Here is an 18582-nt window from a genome sequence, read left to right on the forward strand (position 1 = left end):
CGATGACGGACCTGCACGCCCAGCGCCCCGCCGCGCCCGCCTCCGCACCGGCCGGCACCCCCTTACCGGCCCGCACGGACCACGCCACCCGTCACGTCCCGCTCGGTGAGCTGTTCACCGGGTGGGTGACGCGCGACCCGCACGCCCCCGCGGTGACCGACGGCCGGCGCACCTGGTCGTACGGGGAACTCGCGCGACGGGCCGGCCGTCTCGCCGCCCACCTCGTCGGCAGCGGCGCCGGGCCGGAGCGGACGGTGGCGCTGGTCCTGCCGCGCTCGATGGAACTGATCGCCGCCGAGCTGGCCGTGGCCCTGGCCGGTGCCGCCTTCCTCCCCGTGGACCCCGCCTACCCGGCCGAACGGCGCGCCCTGATGCTCGCCGACGCCGCACCGGCCGTCGTCCTGGACGACCCGGACCGGGTCCGCGCGCTGCTGGACGCCGAGGAGGGGGAGGCCGACCCGCCCGGGAGCCGGGTGCTCCCCGACCACGCCGCGTACGTCATCTTCACCTCCGGCTCCACCGGTACCCCCAAGGGCGTCACCGTCACCCACCGCGGCATCGGCGCCTTCGCCGCGGCCGCCGCCGAGCGGTACGCCGTCGGCCCGGGCGACCGCGTGCTGCAGTTCTCCTCACCCAGCTTCGACGCCTCCGTCCTGGAGCTGTGCGCATCCGTCCTGTCCGGCGCCCTGCTGGTCGTACCGCCGGACGGGCCCTGGCTGGGCGACGAGCTGGCCGCCGTCCTGGACGAGCACCGCATCACCCACGCCCTCATACCCCCCGCCGCCCTCTCCACCCTGCCCGACCCGGCGGACAGCGGAGGCGCGCCGCACCTGCGCACCCTGATCGTCGGCGCCGAGGCGTGCCCGGCCGCGCTCGTCGACCGGTGGGCCCCCGGCCGCCGCATGATCAACTCCTACGGGCCGACCGAGGCCACCGTCGTCGCCACCTGGACCGGCCCGCTGACCCCCGGCACCGGCACACCGGCCATCGGCAGCCCGCTGCCCGGCACCGAGGCCCACGTCCTGGACGCGGCGCTGCGCCCGGTGCCGCCCGGCGCCGAGGGCGAGCTGTACGTGGGCGGCGACGGACTGGCCCGCGGCTACCTCGGCCGCCCGGGCCTGACCGCGACCCGGTTCGTCGCCCACCCCTTCGGGCCGCCCGGCACCCGCCTCTACCGCACCGGCGACCGGGTGCGCCGCAGGGCGGACGGCGAGCTGGAGTTCCTCGGCCGGGCCGACCGGCAGGTCAAGGTGCGCGGCTTCCGCATCGAGCCCGGCGAGATCGAAGCCGCGCTGACCCGCGAACCCGGCGTCCGCGAGGCCGTCGTCGTGGTCCGCGACGAGGAACCCGCCCGCGGCCGGCTCGTCGGCTACGTCACCCCCGCCGACCCGGCCCGCAGACCCGAGCCCGCCCGGCTGCGTGCCGCCCTCGCCGCCGCCCTGCCGGCCCACATGGTGCCCTCCGCCGTCGTCGTCCTGGACGCGCTGCCCCTCACCCCGCAGCACAAGGTCGACCTGCGGGCCCTGCCCGCTCCCGGCGGCACGCGGACCGAGGAGCGCGTCGAGCCGCGCACCGACGACGAGCGGGCCCTGGCCGCGATCTGGGCCGACGTCCTCGGCGTCGGCACCGTCGGCGTCACCGACGACTTCTTCGACCTGGGCGGCGACTCGATCCTCGCCGCCCGCACCCTGACGCGGATCCGGGAAGCCCTCGGCGTCCGGCTCTCCCTGCGCGACGTGTTCACCGCACGGACCGTGGCCGCGCTCGCCCCGCTGGCCGCGGACCCGTCCACCGCCGTGCCGCCGGACCCGATCCCCCCCGCCCCGCGCGGAGAGCCCGTCCCGCTCTCCGGCGCCCAGCGGCGCCTGTGGTTCCTCGACGACCTCACCGACGGCGCAGCCGAGTACAACACCGGTGTGGCGCTGCGGCTGCGCGGCCCGCTCGACGCGCAGGCCCTGCGACGCGCCCTGGACCGGCTCGCCGCCCGCCACGACTCCCTGCGCACCACCTTCGCCACCGTCGACGGCCAGGGCGTCCAGCTGGTCGCCCCCGAGGCGGTGCTGCCCCTGCGCACGGCCGGCGTCGAGCACCTGCCCGCCGGTCGGCGGGACGAGGCCGTCGAACGCCTGCTGACCGAGGAACTGCGCCGCCCCCACGATCTGACGGCCGGACCCCTGACCCGGGCGCTGCTCGTCCGCCGCGCACCCGGGGACCACGTCCTGCTGCTGGCCCAGCACCACATCGTCACCGACGGCTGGTCGGTCGGCGTCCTGACCCGGGACCTGGCGGCGCTCTACCACGCGGAGGCCTGCGGCGAACCGGACGGCCTCCCCCTGCCGGGCGTGCAGTACCCGGACTTCGCCCTGTGGGAGCACGAACGGCTCACCGGCGACGCGGACGCCGACGACCTCCGCTACTGGAAGCGCCACCTGGCCGGCCTGCAGCAGCTCGACCTGCCCACCGACCGGCCCCGGCCGGCGGTGCGCACCACCGCGGGCGCGGCACACCGCCACACCCTCCCGAAGCACCTGGTGGACCGGCTGCGGCAGCTGGCCCAGGGCCGCGGCGCGACCGTCTTCACGCTGTTCGCCGGGGCGGCGGCCGTGCTGTTCTCCCGCTACTCCGGGCAGCGGGACGTGGCGTTCGGGACCGTCACCAACGGGCGGGACCGCCGCGAACTGGAGGACGTGACGGGCTTCTTCGCCAACACCGTCGTGCTGCGCGGCGAGGTCGACGACGCCGTCACGGTCGACCGGTTCGTGGAGTCCATGCGCACGACCGTGCTGGACGCCTTCGCGCACGACGGCGTGCCGTTCGACCGGGTGGTCGAGGAACTGGCCCCGCCGAGGGACCCCAGCCGTACTCCGCTGGTGCAGGTGCTGGTGGTGCAGCAGACGGCGCCCGCCCGGCCGCCGCTGGCGGCCGGGGTGCGGATCGAGGAGCATCCGCTGCCCCGCCCGGCCGCCCGCTTCGACCTCGTGCTGGAGTTCGCCCCGCGCGGCGACGGCGACTGCGAGCTGACGGTCGAGTACAACACCGACCTGTTCGAGGCGGCGACCGCGGCCCGGATGAGCCGCCAGCTGCACCGCCTGCTGGAGGGCATGGCGGGCGGCCCGCACCGGACGCTGGCCGAGCTGCCGCTGCTGTCGGACGACGAGCGGCGCACGCTCCTCGACTCCTGGAACCCGCCCGCGACGGCGGGCGACCGCGCCGACGGCGCCACGCTCCCGGCGCTGTTCGAGGCGCAGGCGGCCCGCACCCCCGACCGGACCGCCGTGACCTGCGGCGGGGTCCGGCTGGACTACGCCGGGCTGAACCGGCGCGCCAACCGGCTCGCCCGGCTGCTGACGGCGCGCGGCGCGGGCCCGGAGTCCCTGGTGGCGCTGTGCCTGCCGCGCTCCGCCGACCTGCTGCCGGCGCTGTGGGCCGTCCTGAAGTCGGGCGCCGGGTACCTGCCCGTCGATCCCGGTTACCCGGCCGAGCGGATCCGCTTCATGCTCGCCGACGCGGCCCCCTCCCTCGTCGTCGCCACCCGTGAGACCGCCCACGCGCTCCCCGACGACTGCGAGCCGCTGTTCCTCGAGGACGCCGAGGACACCGAGGACATCGGACCGTCCGACGCCGATCCGACCGACGCCGACCGGACCCGGCCGCTCGATCCGTCCCACCCCGCCTACGTCATCTACACCTCCGGCTCCACCGGCCGCCCCAAGGGCGTGGTCGTCACCCACCGCAGCGTGGCCGCGCTGGCCGCCTGGGCCGGGGAGACGTTCGGCCCGCGCGGGCTGGCCCACGTCGTCGCGTCCACCTCGCTCAACTTCGACGTGTCCGTCTTCGAGCTGCTGTGCCCCCTGCTGGCCGGCGGCAGCGTCGAGGTGGTCGCCGACCTCCCCGCCCTCGCCGACGGCTCCGGCCCGCGCCGGGCCGGACTCCTCAGCGGCGTCCCGTCCGTCCTCTCCCGCGTGCTCGGCGGCGACGGCGCCGTCGAGGCGGACACCGTCGTCCTGGCCGGCGAGGCCCTGCCCGCCCGGACCGTGCGGGACATCAGGGACGCCATGCCCTCGGCCCAGGTGGCGAACCTCTACGGGCCGACCGAGGCCACCGTCTACGCCACCGCCTGGTTCGCCGACGGCACCGTCCCCGACCAGGCCCCGCCCATCGGCCGTCCCGTCGCCCGCACCCGCGCCTACGTGCTGGACCGCCTGCTGCGCCCCCAGCCCCCGGGCGTCATCGGCGAGCTGTACCTCGGCGGCGGCGGACTGGCCCGCGGCTACCTGAACCGGCCCGGCCTGACCGCCGCGCGTTTCGTCGCCGACCCGTTCGGCGCCCCCGGCGACCGCATGTACCGCACGGGCGACCTGGTGCGCTGGAGCGCCGACGGCCGGCTCGAGTACCTCGGCCGCACCGACCAGCAGGTCAAGGTGCGCGGCTTCCGCATCGAACTGGGCGAGGTCGAGGAGGCCCTGCGCCGCTGCACGGGCGTCGCCGAGGCCGCCGCGACCGTCCGCGACGGCGACGGCCACCGCCGCCTGGCCGGATACGTCGTCCCCGCCCCCGGCGCCCACGTGGAACCGGAGGCGGTGCGCCGCGAACTCGGGCGCACCCTGCCCGACTACATGGTCCCCGCGGCCGTCGTGGTGCTGCCCGAGCTGCCGCTCAACCCCAACGGCAAACTGGACCGCGCCCGGCTCCCCGACCCCGCGCCCGCGGAAACCGCCGTACGCCACGTCGCGCCCCGCACGCCCACCGAACGGACCCTCGCCGCCGTCTGGGCCGAGGTCCTGCACCTGGAGCGGGTCGGAGCGGACGACAACTTCTTCGCGCTGGGGGGCGACTCCATCCTCAGCATCCAGGTCGTCGCCCGGGCGCGGCAGGCGGGCCTCACCATCACCTCCCGGGACGTCTACCGGCACCAGACGGTCGCCGCCCTGGCCCGCCGCGCCGACGAGGCGGGAAGCCGCCGGCCCGCCGCCGCGTCCGCGCCCGTCGAGGCGACCGGCCCCGCGCCGCTGACGCCCATCCAGCACTGGCTCTTCGGCAACGCCGCCGAGCGGGCCGGGCACTTCGGCCAGACGCTCTCGGTGGAACTGCGCGCCGGCGTCGACGCGACCGCGCTCGAGGACGCCCTCAACGACGTGATCGCCCACCACGACGCCCTGCGCTCCCGCTTCCTCACCGACGAGGAGGGCGTGCGGTGGCTGATCGACGGCCCGGCCGCCCGCTGCCGCCTCGCGCGCCACACCGGTCCGGACACCGACACCCCGCACCTCGGCCCCCACGACCTGCGCCACGGCCCGCTGCTGCGCGCCGTGCTGCACGACCGGGGCCCCGGACGGCCGCACGCCCTGCACCTGGCCGTCCACCACCTCGTCGTCGACGGGGTCTCCTGGCGCCTGCTGCTCGAGGACCTCGACCGCGCCTACCGCGCCCGCCGCGCCGGCCGGGACGGAGCGGCGGCCCTGCCCCCGAAGTCGTCCCCGCTGCGGCACTGGGCCGAGCGCCTCGCCGCGCACGCCGCCGCCGGCGGATTCGACGACGAGAAGGCGTACTGGGCGCGGGTGACCGAAGACGCCCGCGCCGCCCTGCCGACGGACCGGACGGGCGCCAACACCTACGCCTCCCAGCGCTCGGTGACGGTGCGCCTCGGGCCCGAGGACACCCGAGCGCTGCTGCGCACCCTGCCCGAGACCTACCGCACCCGGGCCAACGACGTCCTGCTCGCCGCCCTCGGCCGGGTGCTGTGCGGCTGGACGGGCCACGACCGGGTGCTGGTGGACGTCGAGGGACACGGCCGGGAGGAACTGTTCGACGACGTCGACACCAGCCGCACCGTCGGCTGGTTCACCACCCGCCACCCCGTCGCCCTCGCCGTCCCGCCCGGGGCGCACTGGGACGCCGTGCTCAAGCAGGTCAAGGAGCAACTGCGCGCGGTGCCCCGGCACGGCCTCGGCCACGGCGCCCTGACCCTGCCGGGCCGCGACGCCGCACCGCTCCCGGCGACCACCGCGCAGATCAGCTTCAACTACCTGGGCCGCTTCGGGCTCTCCGGGACCTCCGAAGGGCTGTACGGCGGGCCGCTCCGCCCGCTGGAACTGGACGCCGACCCCTCGGCGCCGCGCCCGCACGCCCTGGAGGTCGTGGGGCTGCTGGACGGCGACGGCCTGGAGTTCACCTGGTTCTACTCGGACGGGCTGCACCGGCGGGAGACCGTCGAGGACCTCGCCGGGCGGTTCGCCGACGCGCTGGCCGGCCTCGCCCGCCACGCGGCCCGGCCCGGCGCCGCCGGACGCACCCCCTCGGACTTCCCGCTGGTCCGGCTCGACCAGACGCAGGTCGACCGGATCGCGGCCGGGGACCCCGCCGGCCTGGAGGACGTCCACCCCCTCACGCCCACCCAGGCCGGCATGCTCTTCCACCGGCTCTCGCAGGACGACCGCGGCGTGTACTTCCAGCAGCTGACGTTCGTCCTGGACGGCGTGGAGGACCCGGCCGTGCTGGCGGACGCCTGGCAGCGGGTCACGGACCGCACGCCGGTGCTGCGCGCCCGCGTGGTCTGGCAGGACGTGCCCGAGCCGCTCCTCGTGGTGCAGCGCCGGGCGGCCGTGCCGGTGGAGCTGACGGACTGGCGCGGCCTGTCCGACGCCGAGCGGGACCGGCGGCTGCGCGACCTGCTCGAGGGCGACCGCGCCCGCGGCGTCGACCTGACGCGCGCGCCGCTCCAGCGCCTGGTGCTGGCCCGTGTCCGTGACCGCGCGGTCCGCGTGGTGTGGTCCTTCGACCACCTGATCCTGGACGGCTGGAGCCTGTTCCAGGTCCTCTCCGACGTCTTCGCGTGCCACGCCGGCCTGGCGGGCGCCGCGGACGTCCCGCTGCCCGACCGCCGGCCCTTCCGCGACTACGTCGCCTGGCTGCGGGGCCGCGCCGACCGGGACGAGGCCGAACGGCACTGGCGGACCCGCCTGGACGGCCTGGACGAGACCACCGCGCTGCCCTTCGACCGCGAACCGCGCGAAAGCCACCGCGCGGAGTCCACGCGGGCCGTGCACGTCACGGTGCCCGAGGCCACCACCCGGGCCCTGGAGGGCCTGGCCAGGACGGCGGGCCTGACCGTGAACACCCTCGTGCAGGGCGCCTGGGCGCTGCTGCTGAGCCGCCAGGCGGGCCGTGACGAGGTGGTCTTCGGCACCACCGTCTCCGGCCGGCCGCCCGAGCTGCCCGGGGCCGACGCCATGAACGGCCTGTTCATCGCGACCCTGCCCACCCGCGTGCACGTGCCGCGGGAGGGAACGCTGCTCGCCTGGCTGGCCCGGCTCCAGCAGGAGCAGAGCGAGGACCGCCGCCACGACCACGTGCCGCTGCACCGGATGAAGGCGTTCACCGCGCTGCCCGAACGCGCCGCCCTGTTCGACAGCATCGTGGTGTTCGAGAACTACCCGGTCGACGACGACCTCGCCGCCGCGCACGGACTGCGGCTCAGCGGCCTGGACGGCATCGAGACCACCAACTACCCGCTCGGCCTGGTCGCCTACCCCGGCACGGAGCTCGCCCTGCGCCTCGGCTACGACCCGGACCTCTTCGACGCCGCCACCGTCGAGCGGATGGCCGAGTACCTCACCGTGCTGCTGGAGGGCTTCGCCGCCGCACCGCGCAGCGCGCCCGCCCGCCTGCCCCTGCTGACGGCCGCCCGGCGCGCACAGGTGCTCCACGCGTGGAACGACACCGCCACCGGTGCTCCCGCGGCGACCACCGCGGACCTGTTCGCCGCGCAGGTGGGGCGCACCCCCGACGCCGTCGCGCTGCTGGCCGGCGACGAACGGCTCACCTACCGCGAACTGGACGACCGGGCCGGGGCACTGGCCGGCCGGCTGGCCGCGCTCGGGGTCCGCCCGGAGGTACCCGTCGGCGTCCTGATGGACCGCTCGGCCGGCCTCGTCGTCACCCAGGTCGCCCTCGCCCGCCTCGGCGGCGTGTACGTCCCGCTCGACGGCAGGGCGCCGCGCGAGCGGCTGCGCACGATGCTCGAAGAAGCCGGCGCCGGTCTGCTGCTCACGGACGGCGCCTGGGAGGAGACCGCCGCCGCCCTGCTGCCGGACGGCGTGGTGCTGCGGCCGGACGGCGACACCGCCGGCGCCCCCGCGTCCGGCACGACGCCCGCGGTGGACCCGGACCACGTCCAGTACCTCATGTTCACGTCCGGCTCCACCGGCACCCCCAAGGGCGTGGCGGTGCGGCAGCGGGACGTCGCGGCGCTCGCCCTCGACCGCGCCTTCGCCGCCCACGACCGGGTCCTCGTGCACTCCCCGCACGCCTTCGACGCCTCCACCTACGAGCTGTGGGTGCCGCTGCTGCGCGGCGGCACGGCCGTGCTCGCCCCGCCGGGGGACCTCGAGGCCGCCACCGTGCGCCGCGCGATCACCGGACAGGGGGTGAGCTGCCTGTTCCTGACGGTGGGCCTGTTCCGCCTCCTCGCCCAGGAGGACCCCGCCTGCCTGCGCGGCGCACGCGAGGTGTGGACCGGCGGCGAGGCCGTGCCCGGCTCCGCCGTGCGGCGCGTGCTGGACGCCTGCCCGGACCTCACCGTCGTCGACGTCTACGGCCCGACCGAGACCACCACCTTCGCCACCCGGCGGGTCTTCCGCGCCGGTGACGCGCTGCCCGCGGCCCTGCCCATCGGCCGCCCCCTGGACGACACCCGCGCCTACGTCCTGGACGGCGCGCTCCAGCCGCAGCCCCCGGGCGTCCCCGGGGAGCTGTACCTCGCGGGCGCCGGACTGGCCCGCGGCTACGCCGGGCGCCCCGGCGCGACGGCGGCCCGCTACCTGGCCGACCCGTTCGGCCCGCCCGGCGGACGGATGTACCGCACCGGCGACATCGTGCGCTGGAGCGCCGACGGCGAACTGCACTTCGTGGGACGCGCCGACGACCAGATCAAGATCCGCGGCTTCCGCGTCGAACCCGCCGAGATCGAGGCCCGGCTCACCGCGCACCCGGCGGTCGCCGAGGCGGTGGTGTCGGTGTCGCGGCACGCCGGGCGCAAGCTCCTGGTCGCCCACCTGGTGCCCGCTCCCGGCGCGGCCGTGCCGCCGGCGGCCGGGCTGCGCGAGAGCCTGTCCGGCGAACTGCCCGACTACATGGTCCCGGCCGCGTTCGTCACCGTGCCGGAGCTGCCGCTGACCGCGAACGGCAAGGTCGACCGGCGGCGCCTGCCCGACCCCGATCCGTCGGCGGCGGGCGACGCCGCCTACCGCGCGCCGCGCACCGACGCCGAGCGGGTGCTCGCCGGCATCTGGGCCGAACTCCTCGGCGTGGAACGGGTCGGCGCCGACGACAACTTCTTCATGCTGGGCGGCGACTCCATCGTCAGCATCCAGGTCGTCTCCCGCGCCCGCACCGCGGGGCTCGCGCTGACCCCGAGGGACCTGTTCCGGCACCCCGTGCTCGCCGCCCTGGCCACCGCCGCGACCGGCGCCGCCCGCACGGTGGCGGACACCGGCCCGGTGACCGGCGAGGTCGGGCTCACCCCGATCCAGCGCTGGTTCCTCGACGCCGAGCCGCCGCGCCCGGAGTACTTCAACCAGTCCGTGGTCGCCGAGACGGACGGGGACGTGGACACCGACGCGCTGGACGCCGCCCTGACCGCGCTGTGGGCCCACCACGACGCCCTGCGCGCCCGCTTCACCCGCACCGCGGACGGGACCTGGCGCCAGGAGTACGCCGCCCCGGACACGGAGGCCCCCCGGCTGCTGCGGGTGCACGACCTGGACGGTCTCGACGCGCGGGCCGCCGAGGAGGCCGAGGCCCGCCTCTCGCGGGAGGCGCACACCGGATTCCGGCTGGACACCGGCCCGCTGATCGCCGCCCGGCTGTTCACCGGCGGGGACCGGGCCCCGCGCCTGCTGCTGACCGCCCACCACCTGATCGTCGACGGCGTCTCCTGGCGCGTCCTGCTGGAGGACCTCGAGACCGCCTACCGGCAGGCCCGGGCCGGCGGGCGCACACGGCTGCCGCAGCGCACGACGTCCGTGCGGGAGTGGGTGCGGCGGCTCACCCGGCGTGCCGGCGAGGGTGACCTCGCCGCGCAGCGCGCCCACTGGGAGGCCGTGTCGCGGCACTGCGCCGACCCGCTGCCGGTGGACCTCGACGGCGGCAACACCGTCGCCGACCTGCGCGCGGTGACCGTGCGCCTCGACCGACGGCGGACCGACGACCTCCTGCGCAGGGTCCCCGGCGTCTACCGCACCCGCGTCGACGACGTCCTGCTGACCGCCCTCGGCCGCGTGCTGGCCGACTGGACCGGCCGCCGCACCGTCGCCGTGGGACTGGAGGGGCACGGCCGCGAGGACCACCTCTTCGACGACCTCGACCTGTCCCGCACGGTCGGCTGGTTCACCAGCCTCTTCCCCGTGGCCCTCGAACTGCCCGAGGGGGACTGGGGCGCCGCCCTGAAGTCGGTGAAGGAACAGCTGCGGGCCGTACCCGACCGGGGCGTCGGCCACGGCGTCCTGCGCCACCTGGCGGGCGACGAGCGGCTCGCCGCCGCGCCGCTGCCCGGCATCAGCTTCAACTACCTGGGCCGGTTCGACTGGTCGGCCGGCGACGGCGCGCTGGTCCGGGCGGTCCCCGGCGGCCTGGACGGCGCCGAGGACCCCGGGGCGCCGCGCCCGCACCTGCTGGACGTGGTGGCCCGCGTCGAGGACGACGAGCTGGAGATCACCTGGCACTACAGCGGCGGACGCCACCGCGAGGAGACGGTCGCCTCCCTCGCCGGGGGCATGCTGCGGTCGCTGGAGGAGATCGTCGCGCACTGCGCCGCCCCGGACGCTGGCGGCCGCACGCCCTCGGACTTCCCGCTGGCCCGCCTCGACCAGGCCGCCGTCGACCGGGTCGTGGGGGACGGACGCGCGGTCGAGGACGTGTACCCGCTGACGCCGATGCAGGCGGGCATGCTGTTCCACAGCCTCATGGACCCCCAGGGGCGCACCTACGTGAACCAGGTGCAGGTGGTGCTGCACGGCGTCACCGACCCGCACGCGCTCGCCGAGGCGTGGCAGCGCACGGCGGACGCGAACCCGATCCTGCGCACCCGCCTGGTGTGGCAGGAGACGGCCGAACCCCTCCAGGTGGTGGAGCGGCGGGCCGTCGTGCCCGTCACCCACCACGACTGGTCCGGACGGCCCGCCGAGGAGTGCGCGCGGGACATGGGGGCGCTGCTGGAGGCCGACCGGCAGACCGGGATCGACCTGGGCGCGGCCCCGCTCACGCGGCTCGCGCTGATCCGCCTGGCCCCGGACCGGGTGCGCATGGTGTGGACGTTCCACCACGTCCTGCTCGACGGCTGGAGCGCCGCCCAGGTGTTCGACGAGGTGTGCGAGCGGTACGCGGCCCTGACCTCCGGACGCCGCCCGCAGGTGCCCGACCGGGCGCCCTTCGCCGACTACCTGCGGTGGCTGGCCGCCCGGGACACCGGCCGGGCGGAGCGCCACTGGCGCGAGACCCTCGCCGGTTTCGCCGTCCCCACCGAACTGCCGCGCGACCGCCGGCCCGCGGAGGCCCACCGCACGTCCTCGTCGGGGACGGTCCGGGTGGCCCTCGGGCGGGAGGTGTCGGCGCGGCTGAAGGAGACCGCACAGCGGGCCGGGCTGACCGTCAACACGGTCCTCCAGGGCGCCTGGGGGCTGCTGCTGCACCACTACGGCGGCGGCGCGGACGTCGTCTTCGGCACGACCGTGTCCGGCCGCCCGGCCGACCTGCCCGGCGTCGAGTCCATGGTGGGCCTGTTCATCAACACCCTGCCCACCCGGCTGCGGATCGACGGCGAGCGCCCCCTGCTGGAGTGGCTGCGCGAGGTGCAGTCCGCCCAGTCGGAGGCCCGGCGCCACGACTTCGTCTCCCTCGCCCAGCTGCAGACCTGGAGCGAGGTGCCCGGCGGCACCAGCCTGTTCGACAGCATCGTCGTCTTCGAGAACTACCCGTTCGACGAGGGCGCCCTGGCCCGGCACGGGATCACCGTCGAGCAGGAACGCGACCTGGAGCCGACCAACTACCCGCTCAGCGTGGTCGTCGCCCCCGGCGACGACGTGACGGTGTCCCTGGACTACGACCCGGCGGCCTTCGACGCCGCCACCGTCGAAGGACTCGGCGCGGGCCTGCGCGCCCTGCTGACGCGGATCGCGGCCGACCCCGGCCGCCGCCTGGCCGACCTCCCGGCGCTCGGCCCGGACGACGGACGCCGCCTGCTGGACCGCCTCGCGGGACCGGTGACGAGTCCGCCGCGCCGCACCCTCCCGGACGCCTTCGCGGCCCAGGCCGCCCGCACCCCCGGCGCCCCGGCCGTGACCGCCGGCGCCGAGCGCCTCACGTACCGGCAGCTCGACGAGCGCGCCAACCGGCTGGCCCGCCTCCTGATCGAGGCCGGGGCCGGACCGGAGCGGTTCGTCGCGCTGGCCCTGCCCCGCACCGCCGACCTGATCGTGGCGCTCCTCGCGGTCCTCAAGAGCGGCGCCGCCTACCTCCCGGTCGACCCCGGCCACCCGGCGGAGCGCATCGCGTTCCTCTTCGAGGACGTCCGTCCCGACGCGGTGATCACCTGTGCGGAGACCTCCGCGCGGCTGCCGGACGGCCCGTACGCGCGGATCGCCCTGGACGACCCGGCCTGCGCCGCGCGGCTGGCCGCCGCGTCCGCCGCCGCTGTCGGCGACGGCGAGCGGCGCGGCGGGCTGCTGCCGGGCCACCCCGCCTACGTCATCCACACCTCCGGCTCCACCGGCCGGCCCAAGGGCGTCGTCGTCCCGCACGCCTCGGTGGTGGCGCTGGCCGACTGGGCCGCCGCCGAGTTCACCGGCCGCGGGCTCTCCCACGTGGTGGCCTCCACCTCGCTCAACTTCGACGTGTCGGTGTTCGAGATCCTCACGCCGCTGCTGGCGGGCGGCCACGTCGAGGTCGTCCGCGACCTGCTGGCCCTGGCCGAGCGGCCCGGACCGTGGCGGGCGGGACTGCTCAGCGCCGTCCCCTCCGCCCTCACCCGCCTGCTCGCCGAGGACACCGTGCGCGTCACGGCCGACACCGTCGTCCTGGCCGGCGAGGCGCTGCCCGCCCGCGCCGTCCGCCAGGTGCGCGAGACGGTCCCCGGCTGCCGGGTCATGAACATCTACGGACCCACCGAGGCCACCGTCTACGCCACCGCCTTCACCTGCGACCCGGCGGAACCCGACCGGGTCCCGCCCATCGGCCGGCCCGTCGGCGGCGCCCGCGCCTACGTCCTGGACGCCCGCCTGCGCCCCGTGCCCGTCGGGGCGCCCGGCGAGCTGTACCTCGCCGGGACCGGCGTGGCCCGCGGCTACCTGAACCGGCCCGGCCTGACCGCGTCCCGCTTCCTCGCCGACCCCTACGGCCCGCCCGGCGGCCGCATGTACCGCACCGGCGACCTGGTCCGCTGGACGGCCGGCGGCGACCTGCTGTACCTCGGCCGGACCGACGACCAGGTGAAGGTGCGCGGCTTCCGCATCGAGCTCGGCGAGGTGGAGGCCGCCCTGGCCCGGCACCCGCGGGTGGCCGCGGCCGCCGCCCGGGTCGTGGAACACGACGGCCACAAGCGCCTCGTGGGCTACGCCGTGCCCCGCGCCGGCGACGCCCCGGCACCGGCCGACCTGCGCGCCTTCCTCGCCCGGACGCTGCCCGACCACCTGGTCCCGGCGGTCGTGGTGGAGCTGGAGCGGCTGCCGCTGGGCGCCACCGGCAAGCTGGACCGGCGGGCCCTGCCCGAACCGGTGTGGTCCGCGGCCGCCGCCGCGGAGGGCGGCCGGCCGCCGCGGACCGCCACCGAGCGGACGCTCGCCGCGATCTGGTCCGAGGTGCTGGGCGTGCCCGACGTGGGCGCGACGGACAACTACTTCGCGCTCGGCGGCGACTCCGTCCTCGGCATCCAGATCGTCTCCGCCGCACGCCGGGCCGGACTCGCGCTGACGCCCCGGCACCTCTTCCGGCACCAGACGGTCGCCGAACTGGCCGCGGCGGCCGAGGAGGTCCCGGCCGCGCCGACGGCCGCGGCCGAACAGGGCCCGGTGGCCGGGGACGTCCCGCTGACCCCCGTACAGCACTGGCTGTTCGACACCCTCACCGGCGATCCGGCCCGCCTCACCCAGGCGGTCTCCTTCGAGCTGGCGTCCGACACCGACGAGGCGCTGCTGCGCGCCGCCCTCGCGGCGGTGCTGGAGCGGCACGACGCGCTGCGCATGCGCTGCGAACCGGCCGGCGGCGGACGGTGGCGCCAGTACGGCACCCCGCCCGGCGCCGCGCCGCACCTCGAGGTGCACGACGCGTCCGAGGCGCCGGACGCGGTGGCCGCCCGCCTGTGCTCCGGATTCGACCTGGCACGGGGGCCGCTGCTCAAGGCCGCGCTGTGCCGCCCGGACGACCACCGGCCGCCCGTCCTGCTGCTGGCCGCCCACCACCTGGTCGTCGACGCGGTGTCCTGGCGGGTGGTCCTGGAGGACCTCGACGCGGCCTACCGGGCCCTGCGCACCGGCACCGTCCCGGACCTGGGCCCGAAGACGACCTCCTTCCGCACCTGGGCCCGGCGCCTGGCCGCGCACACCGCCGACGGCGGCTTCGACGACGAGATCGCGCACTGGAGCGGCCTGCGTCCCACCGCCCTGCCGACCGACCTCACCGGCGGCAACACCGCCGCCGACGAGGAGACGGTGACGGTGGGCCTCGACGACGAGGACACCCGCCGGCTCCTGAAGGACGTCCCCGACGCCTACCGCACCCGCGTCAACGACGTCCTGCTGTGCGCCCTCGGCCGGGTCCTGGCCCGCTGGACGGGACAGGACCGGGTGGTGGTCGCGCTGGAGGGCCACGGCCGCGAGGACCTCTTCGACGACGTCGACCTCGCCCGCACCGTCGGCTGGTTCACCACCATGTTCCCCGTGGGCCTCGACGTGCCCCGCGACGCCGGCCTCGGCGCCGCGCTGAAGACGGTCAAGGAGAACCTGCGGGCCGTGCCGCGCGGGGGAGTGGGCTACGGCGCGCTGCGCCACCTGCACCCCACGGCGGGACGCGAACTGCCGGAACTGCCGCAGGTCGGCTTCAACTACCTGGGGCAGCAGGACTGGAACGCGTCCGAGGGCGGCCTGCTGCGCGCGCCCCACGGCGGGCTGACCGGCGACATGGACCGCTCGGCGGACCGGCCGCACCTCATCGACGTCCTCGGCCGGGTCACCGACAAGCGGCTGGAGTTCACCTGGTCGTACTCCCGGCGGGTGCACCGCCGCGACACCGTCGCCCGCCTCGCGCGGGAGACGGCGGAGGAACTGCGCAGGATCGTCCGGCACTGCGCCGAGCCGGGCGCGGGCGGCCGCACCCCGTCGGACTTCCCGCTGGCCGCCCTGGACCAGGCGGCCGTCGACCGGCTCGTCGGCGACGGGCGCGACGTGACGGACGTCTACCCCCTCACCCCCACGCAGACCGGCATGGTCGTGCACGGCATGGACGAGCCCGGTGAGGGCCTGTACACCGAGCAGATCACCTTCGTCGCGGACGGCGTGCGCGAGCCCCGGCTGCTGGCCGCCGCCTGGCAGCACGTCGTCGACCGGACCCCCGTGCTGCGCACCGCCGTGGCCCTGCGCGGGGTCCCGGCACCCCTCCAGACCGTGCACCGCCGCGTCACCCTGCCCGTCACCACGCTCGACTGGAGCGGCCTGGACCCGGCGCGGCGGGACACCGGGCTGCGGCGGCTGCTCGACGAGGACCGCGCCCGCGGCATCGACCTGGACCGCCCCCCGCTGCTGCGCGTCACCCTGATCCGGCTCGGCCCGGACGAGGTGCGCGTGGTGTGGACCTTCCACCACGTCCTGCTGGACGGGTGGAGCGTCTTCCACGTGCTGGGCGACGTGATGGCCGCGCACGCCGCGCTCGCCGCCGGCGGCGAGCCGCGGCTGCCGCGGCGGCGGCCCTTCGCGGACTACGCCGCCTGGCTGGCCGGCCGTGACGCCGCAGCCGCCGAGGAGCACTGGAAGGCCGCCCTCGCCGGCTACGCCGCGCCCACCCCGCTCCCGTACGACCGCAGGCCCGCCCCGGGCGCCGCCGCCCGGTCGGGGACGTGGCTGTCCCGGCGGCTCGGCGCCGACGCCACGGCCCGGCTGACGGACTTCGCCCGCCGCCACCGGCTCACCCTCAACACCCTGGTGCAGGGCGCCTGGGCGCTGCTGCTGGCGCGGCTCGCGGGCGAGCGGGAGGTGTGCTTCGGCACCACCGTCTCCGGCCGGCCCGCCGACCTGCCGGGCGCGGACACGATCACCGGCCTGTTCATCACCACCCTGCCCGCGCGGGTCGCCGTGGACGAGTCCGCGCCGTGCGCCGCGTGGCTGCGGGAACTCCAGGCCGCCCGCGCGGAGGACCGGCGCTTCGACCACGTGCCGCTGACGGACCTGCACCAGTGGAGCGAACTGCCTCCCGGGACCTCCCTGTTCGACAGCCTGCTGGTCTTCGAGAACTACCCCGTGGGCGACGCCACCGCGGGCGCGCACGGCGTGCGCATCCGGGACCTCGACGCCCGCGAGGCGACCAACTACCCGCTCACCGTGGTGATCTCGCCCGGCGACGAGCTGAGCGTGGAACTCGGCTACGACCCCCGGTACTTCGAGGAGACCACGGCCGAGGCCCTGTCCGCCCGGCTGATGCACGCCCTGTCCGCCCTCGCCGCGTCCGGTGACCGGGTGCCGCTGCACGCCCTCGACGTACTGCCGCCCGGCGAACGGCACCGGCTGCTGCACGGCCCCGCGCGCCCGCAGCTGCCGCCGGTGCCCCCGGCGACGCTGCCCGCGCTGTTCGAGGCCGCGGCCGACCGGTGGCCCGAGGGGACCGCCCTCGACACGGGGGAGTCGACGCTGACCTTCGGCGAGGCGGAGACACGCGCCAACCGGCTCGCGCACCGGCTCATCGCCCGCGGGGCCGGGCCGGGCGACCTCGTGGCCCTCGTGCTGCCGCGCTCGGCGGACATGGTCCTCGCCCAGCTCGCCGTGGCCAAGGCGGGCGCCGCCTTCCTGCCGGTGGACCCGGGCTACCCGGCCGAGCGGGTCGCTCTGATGCTGCGCGACGCGGATCCCGCCGTCACCCTCACCGCCGAGGAGGTCGCCGGCCTGCTCGCGGCCCCGCCGGGCGGCGTCCCGGACCACCGGCCCACCGACGCCGACCGCGTCCGCCCGCTGGACCTCGACGACCCGGCGTACGTCATCTACACCTCCGGCTCCACCGGCACCCCCAAGGGCGTCGTCGTCACCCACCGCGGACTGGCCGGCTTCGCCGCCGCCGAGGCCGCGCACTACCGGGTGCGGGCCGGGGACCGGGTCCTGGCCTTCGCCACGCCCAGCTTCGACGCCTCCGTGCTGGAGCTGTGCATGTCCCTGCCGAGCGGCGCGGCCCTCGTCGTACCGCCGCCCGGCCCGCTGCTCGGCGCCGAACTGGCGGACGTGCTGCGCACCTCGCGCATCACCCACACCCTGCTGCCGCCCGCCGCGCTCGCCACCCTCCCGCCGGACACCCCCGGCACCCTGCCCGAGCTGCGCACCCTGATCGTCGGCGCGGACGCCTGCCGGGCCGAACTGGTCGCCCGCTGGGCACCGCACCACCGCATGGTCAACTCCTACGGGCCCACCGAGGCGACCGTCGTCGCCACCTGGTCCGACCCGCTGGAACCGGACGGCTCCGCGCCGCCCATCGGCCGCGCGCTGCCCGCCACCGGCGCCTACGTCCTCGACGCGCGCCTGCGTCCCGTCCCCGACGGCGTGCCCGGCGAGCTGTGGCTCGCCGGACCGGCCCTGGCCCGCGGCTACCTGGGCCGGCCCGGCCTGACGGCGGCCCGCTTCACCGCCGACCCCTTCGGCCCGCCCGGCACCCGCATGTACCGCACCGGCGACCTGGTCCGCCGCGACGCCCGCGGCGAACTGCACTACCTCGGGCGCACCGACCACCAGCTCAAGCTGCGCGGCCACCGCATCGAGGCCGGCGAGGTCGAGGCGACCCTGGTGCGCCACCCCGCGGTGCTGGACGCCGTGGTGAGCGTGCGGGAGGACGAACCGGGGCTGCCGCGCCTGGTGGCCCACCTGCTCGTCGCGCCCGGCGCCGAACCGCCCGCCGGCGCGGAGCTGCGGGCCTTCGCCGCCCGCACCCTGCCCGGCCCCATGGTGCCCTCGGCGTTCGTGACGCTGGACCGGTTCCCGCTCACGGAGAACGGCAAGACCGACCGGGCCGCGCTGCCCGCGCCCGGCCCGGACGCGCCGGAGAGGACCGCCGGGCACGTACCGCCCCGCACGCCCACGGAGGAGGCGGTCGCCGCCCTGTGGGAGGAGATCCTCCGGACCACCGTGGGCGCGGAGGACGACTTCTTCGCCCTGGGCGGCGACTCCCTGCGCGCCCTGCAGATCGCCTCCCGCGCCAACGACACCTTCGGCGTGACCCTCACGCCCCGCGACGTCCTGGTCAACCGCACCGTCGCCGCCCTGGCGGACCTGGTGGAGGAACAGGTGCTGAGCGAACTCGAAGACGCCGCACGCGGCGACAGCGACCACGAAGAACGGTGAGGAC

Annotated in this window: 1 protein-coding gene; it reads left to right on the forward strand. The window is 76.9% G+C overall.

What is annotated here, in order from left to right:
• Window positions 1-2: 2 nt before the first annotated feature.
• Window positions 3-18578: a non-ribosomal peptide synthase/polyketide synthase gene (locus tag GL259_RS33660; protein ID WP_159537040.1), complete on the forward strand. Its 18576-nt coding sequence runs from the start codon at window positions 3-5 to the stop codon at window positions 18576-18578.
• Window positions 18579-18582 lie beyond the last annotated feature (4 nt).

The organism is Streptomyces sp. Tu 3180 (assembly GCF_009852415.1).
GTDB lineage: Bacteria > Actinomycetota > Actinomycetes > Streptomycetales > Streptomycetaceae > Streptomyces.

What these genes read in the sequence shown, in the direction of transcription:
- GL259_RS33660 (WP_159537040.1), top strand. Translation starts at nt 3, where the DNA reads ATGACGGACCTGCACGCCCAGCGCCCCGCCGCGCCCGCCTCCGCACCG.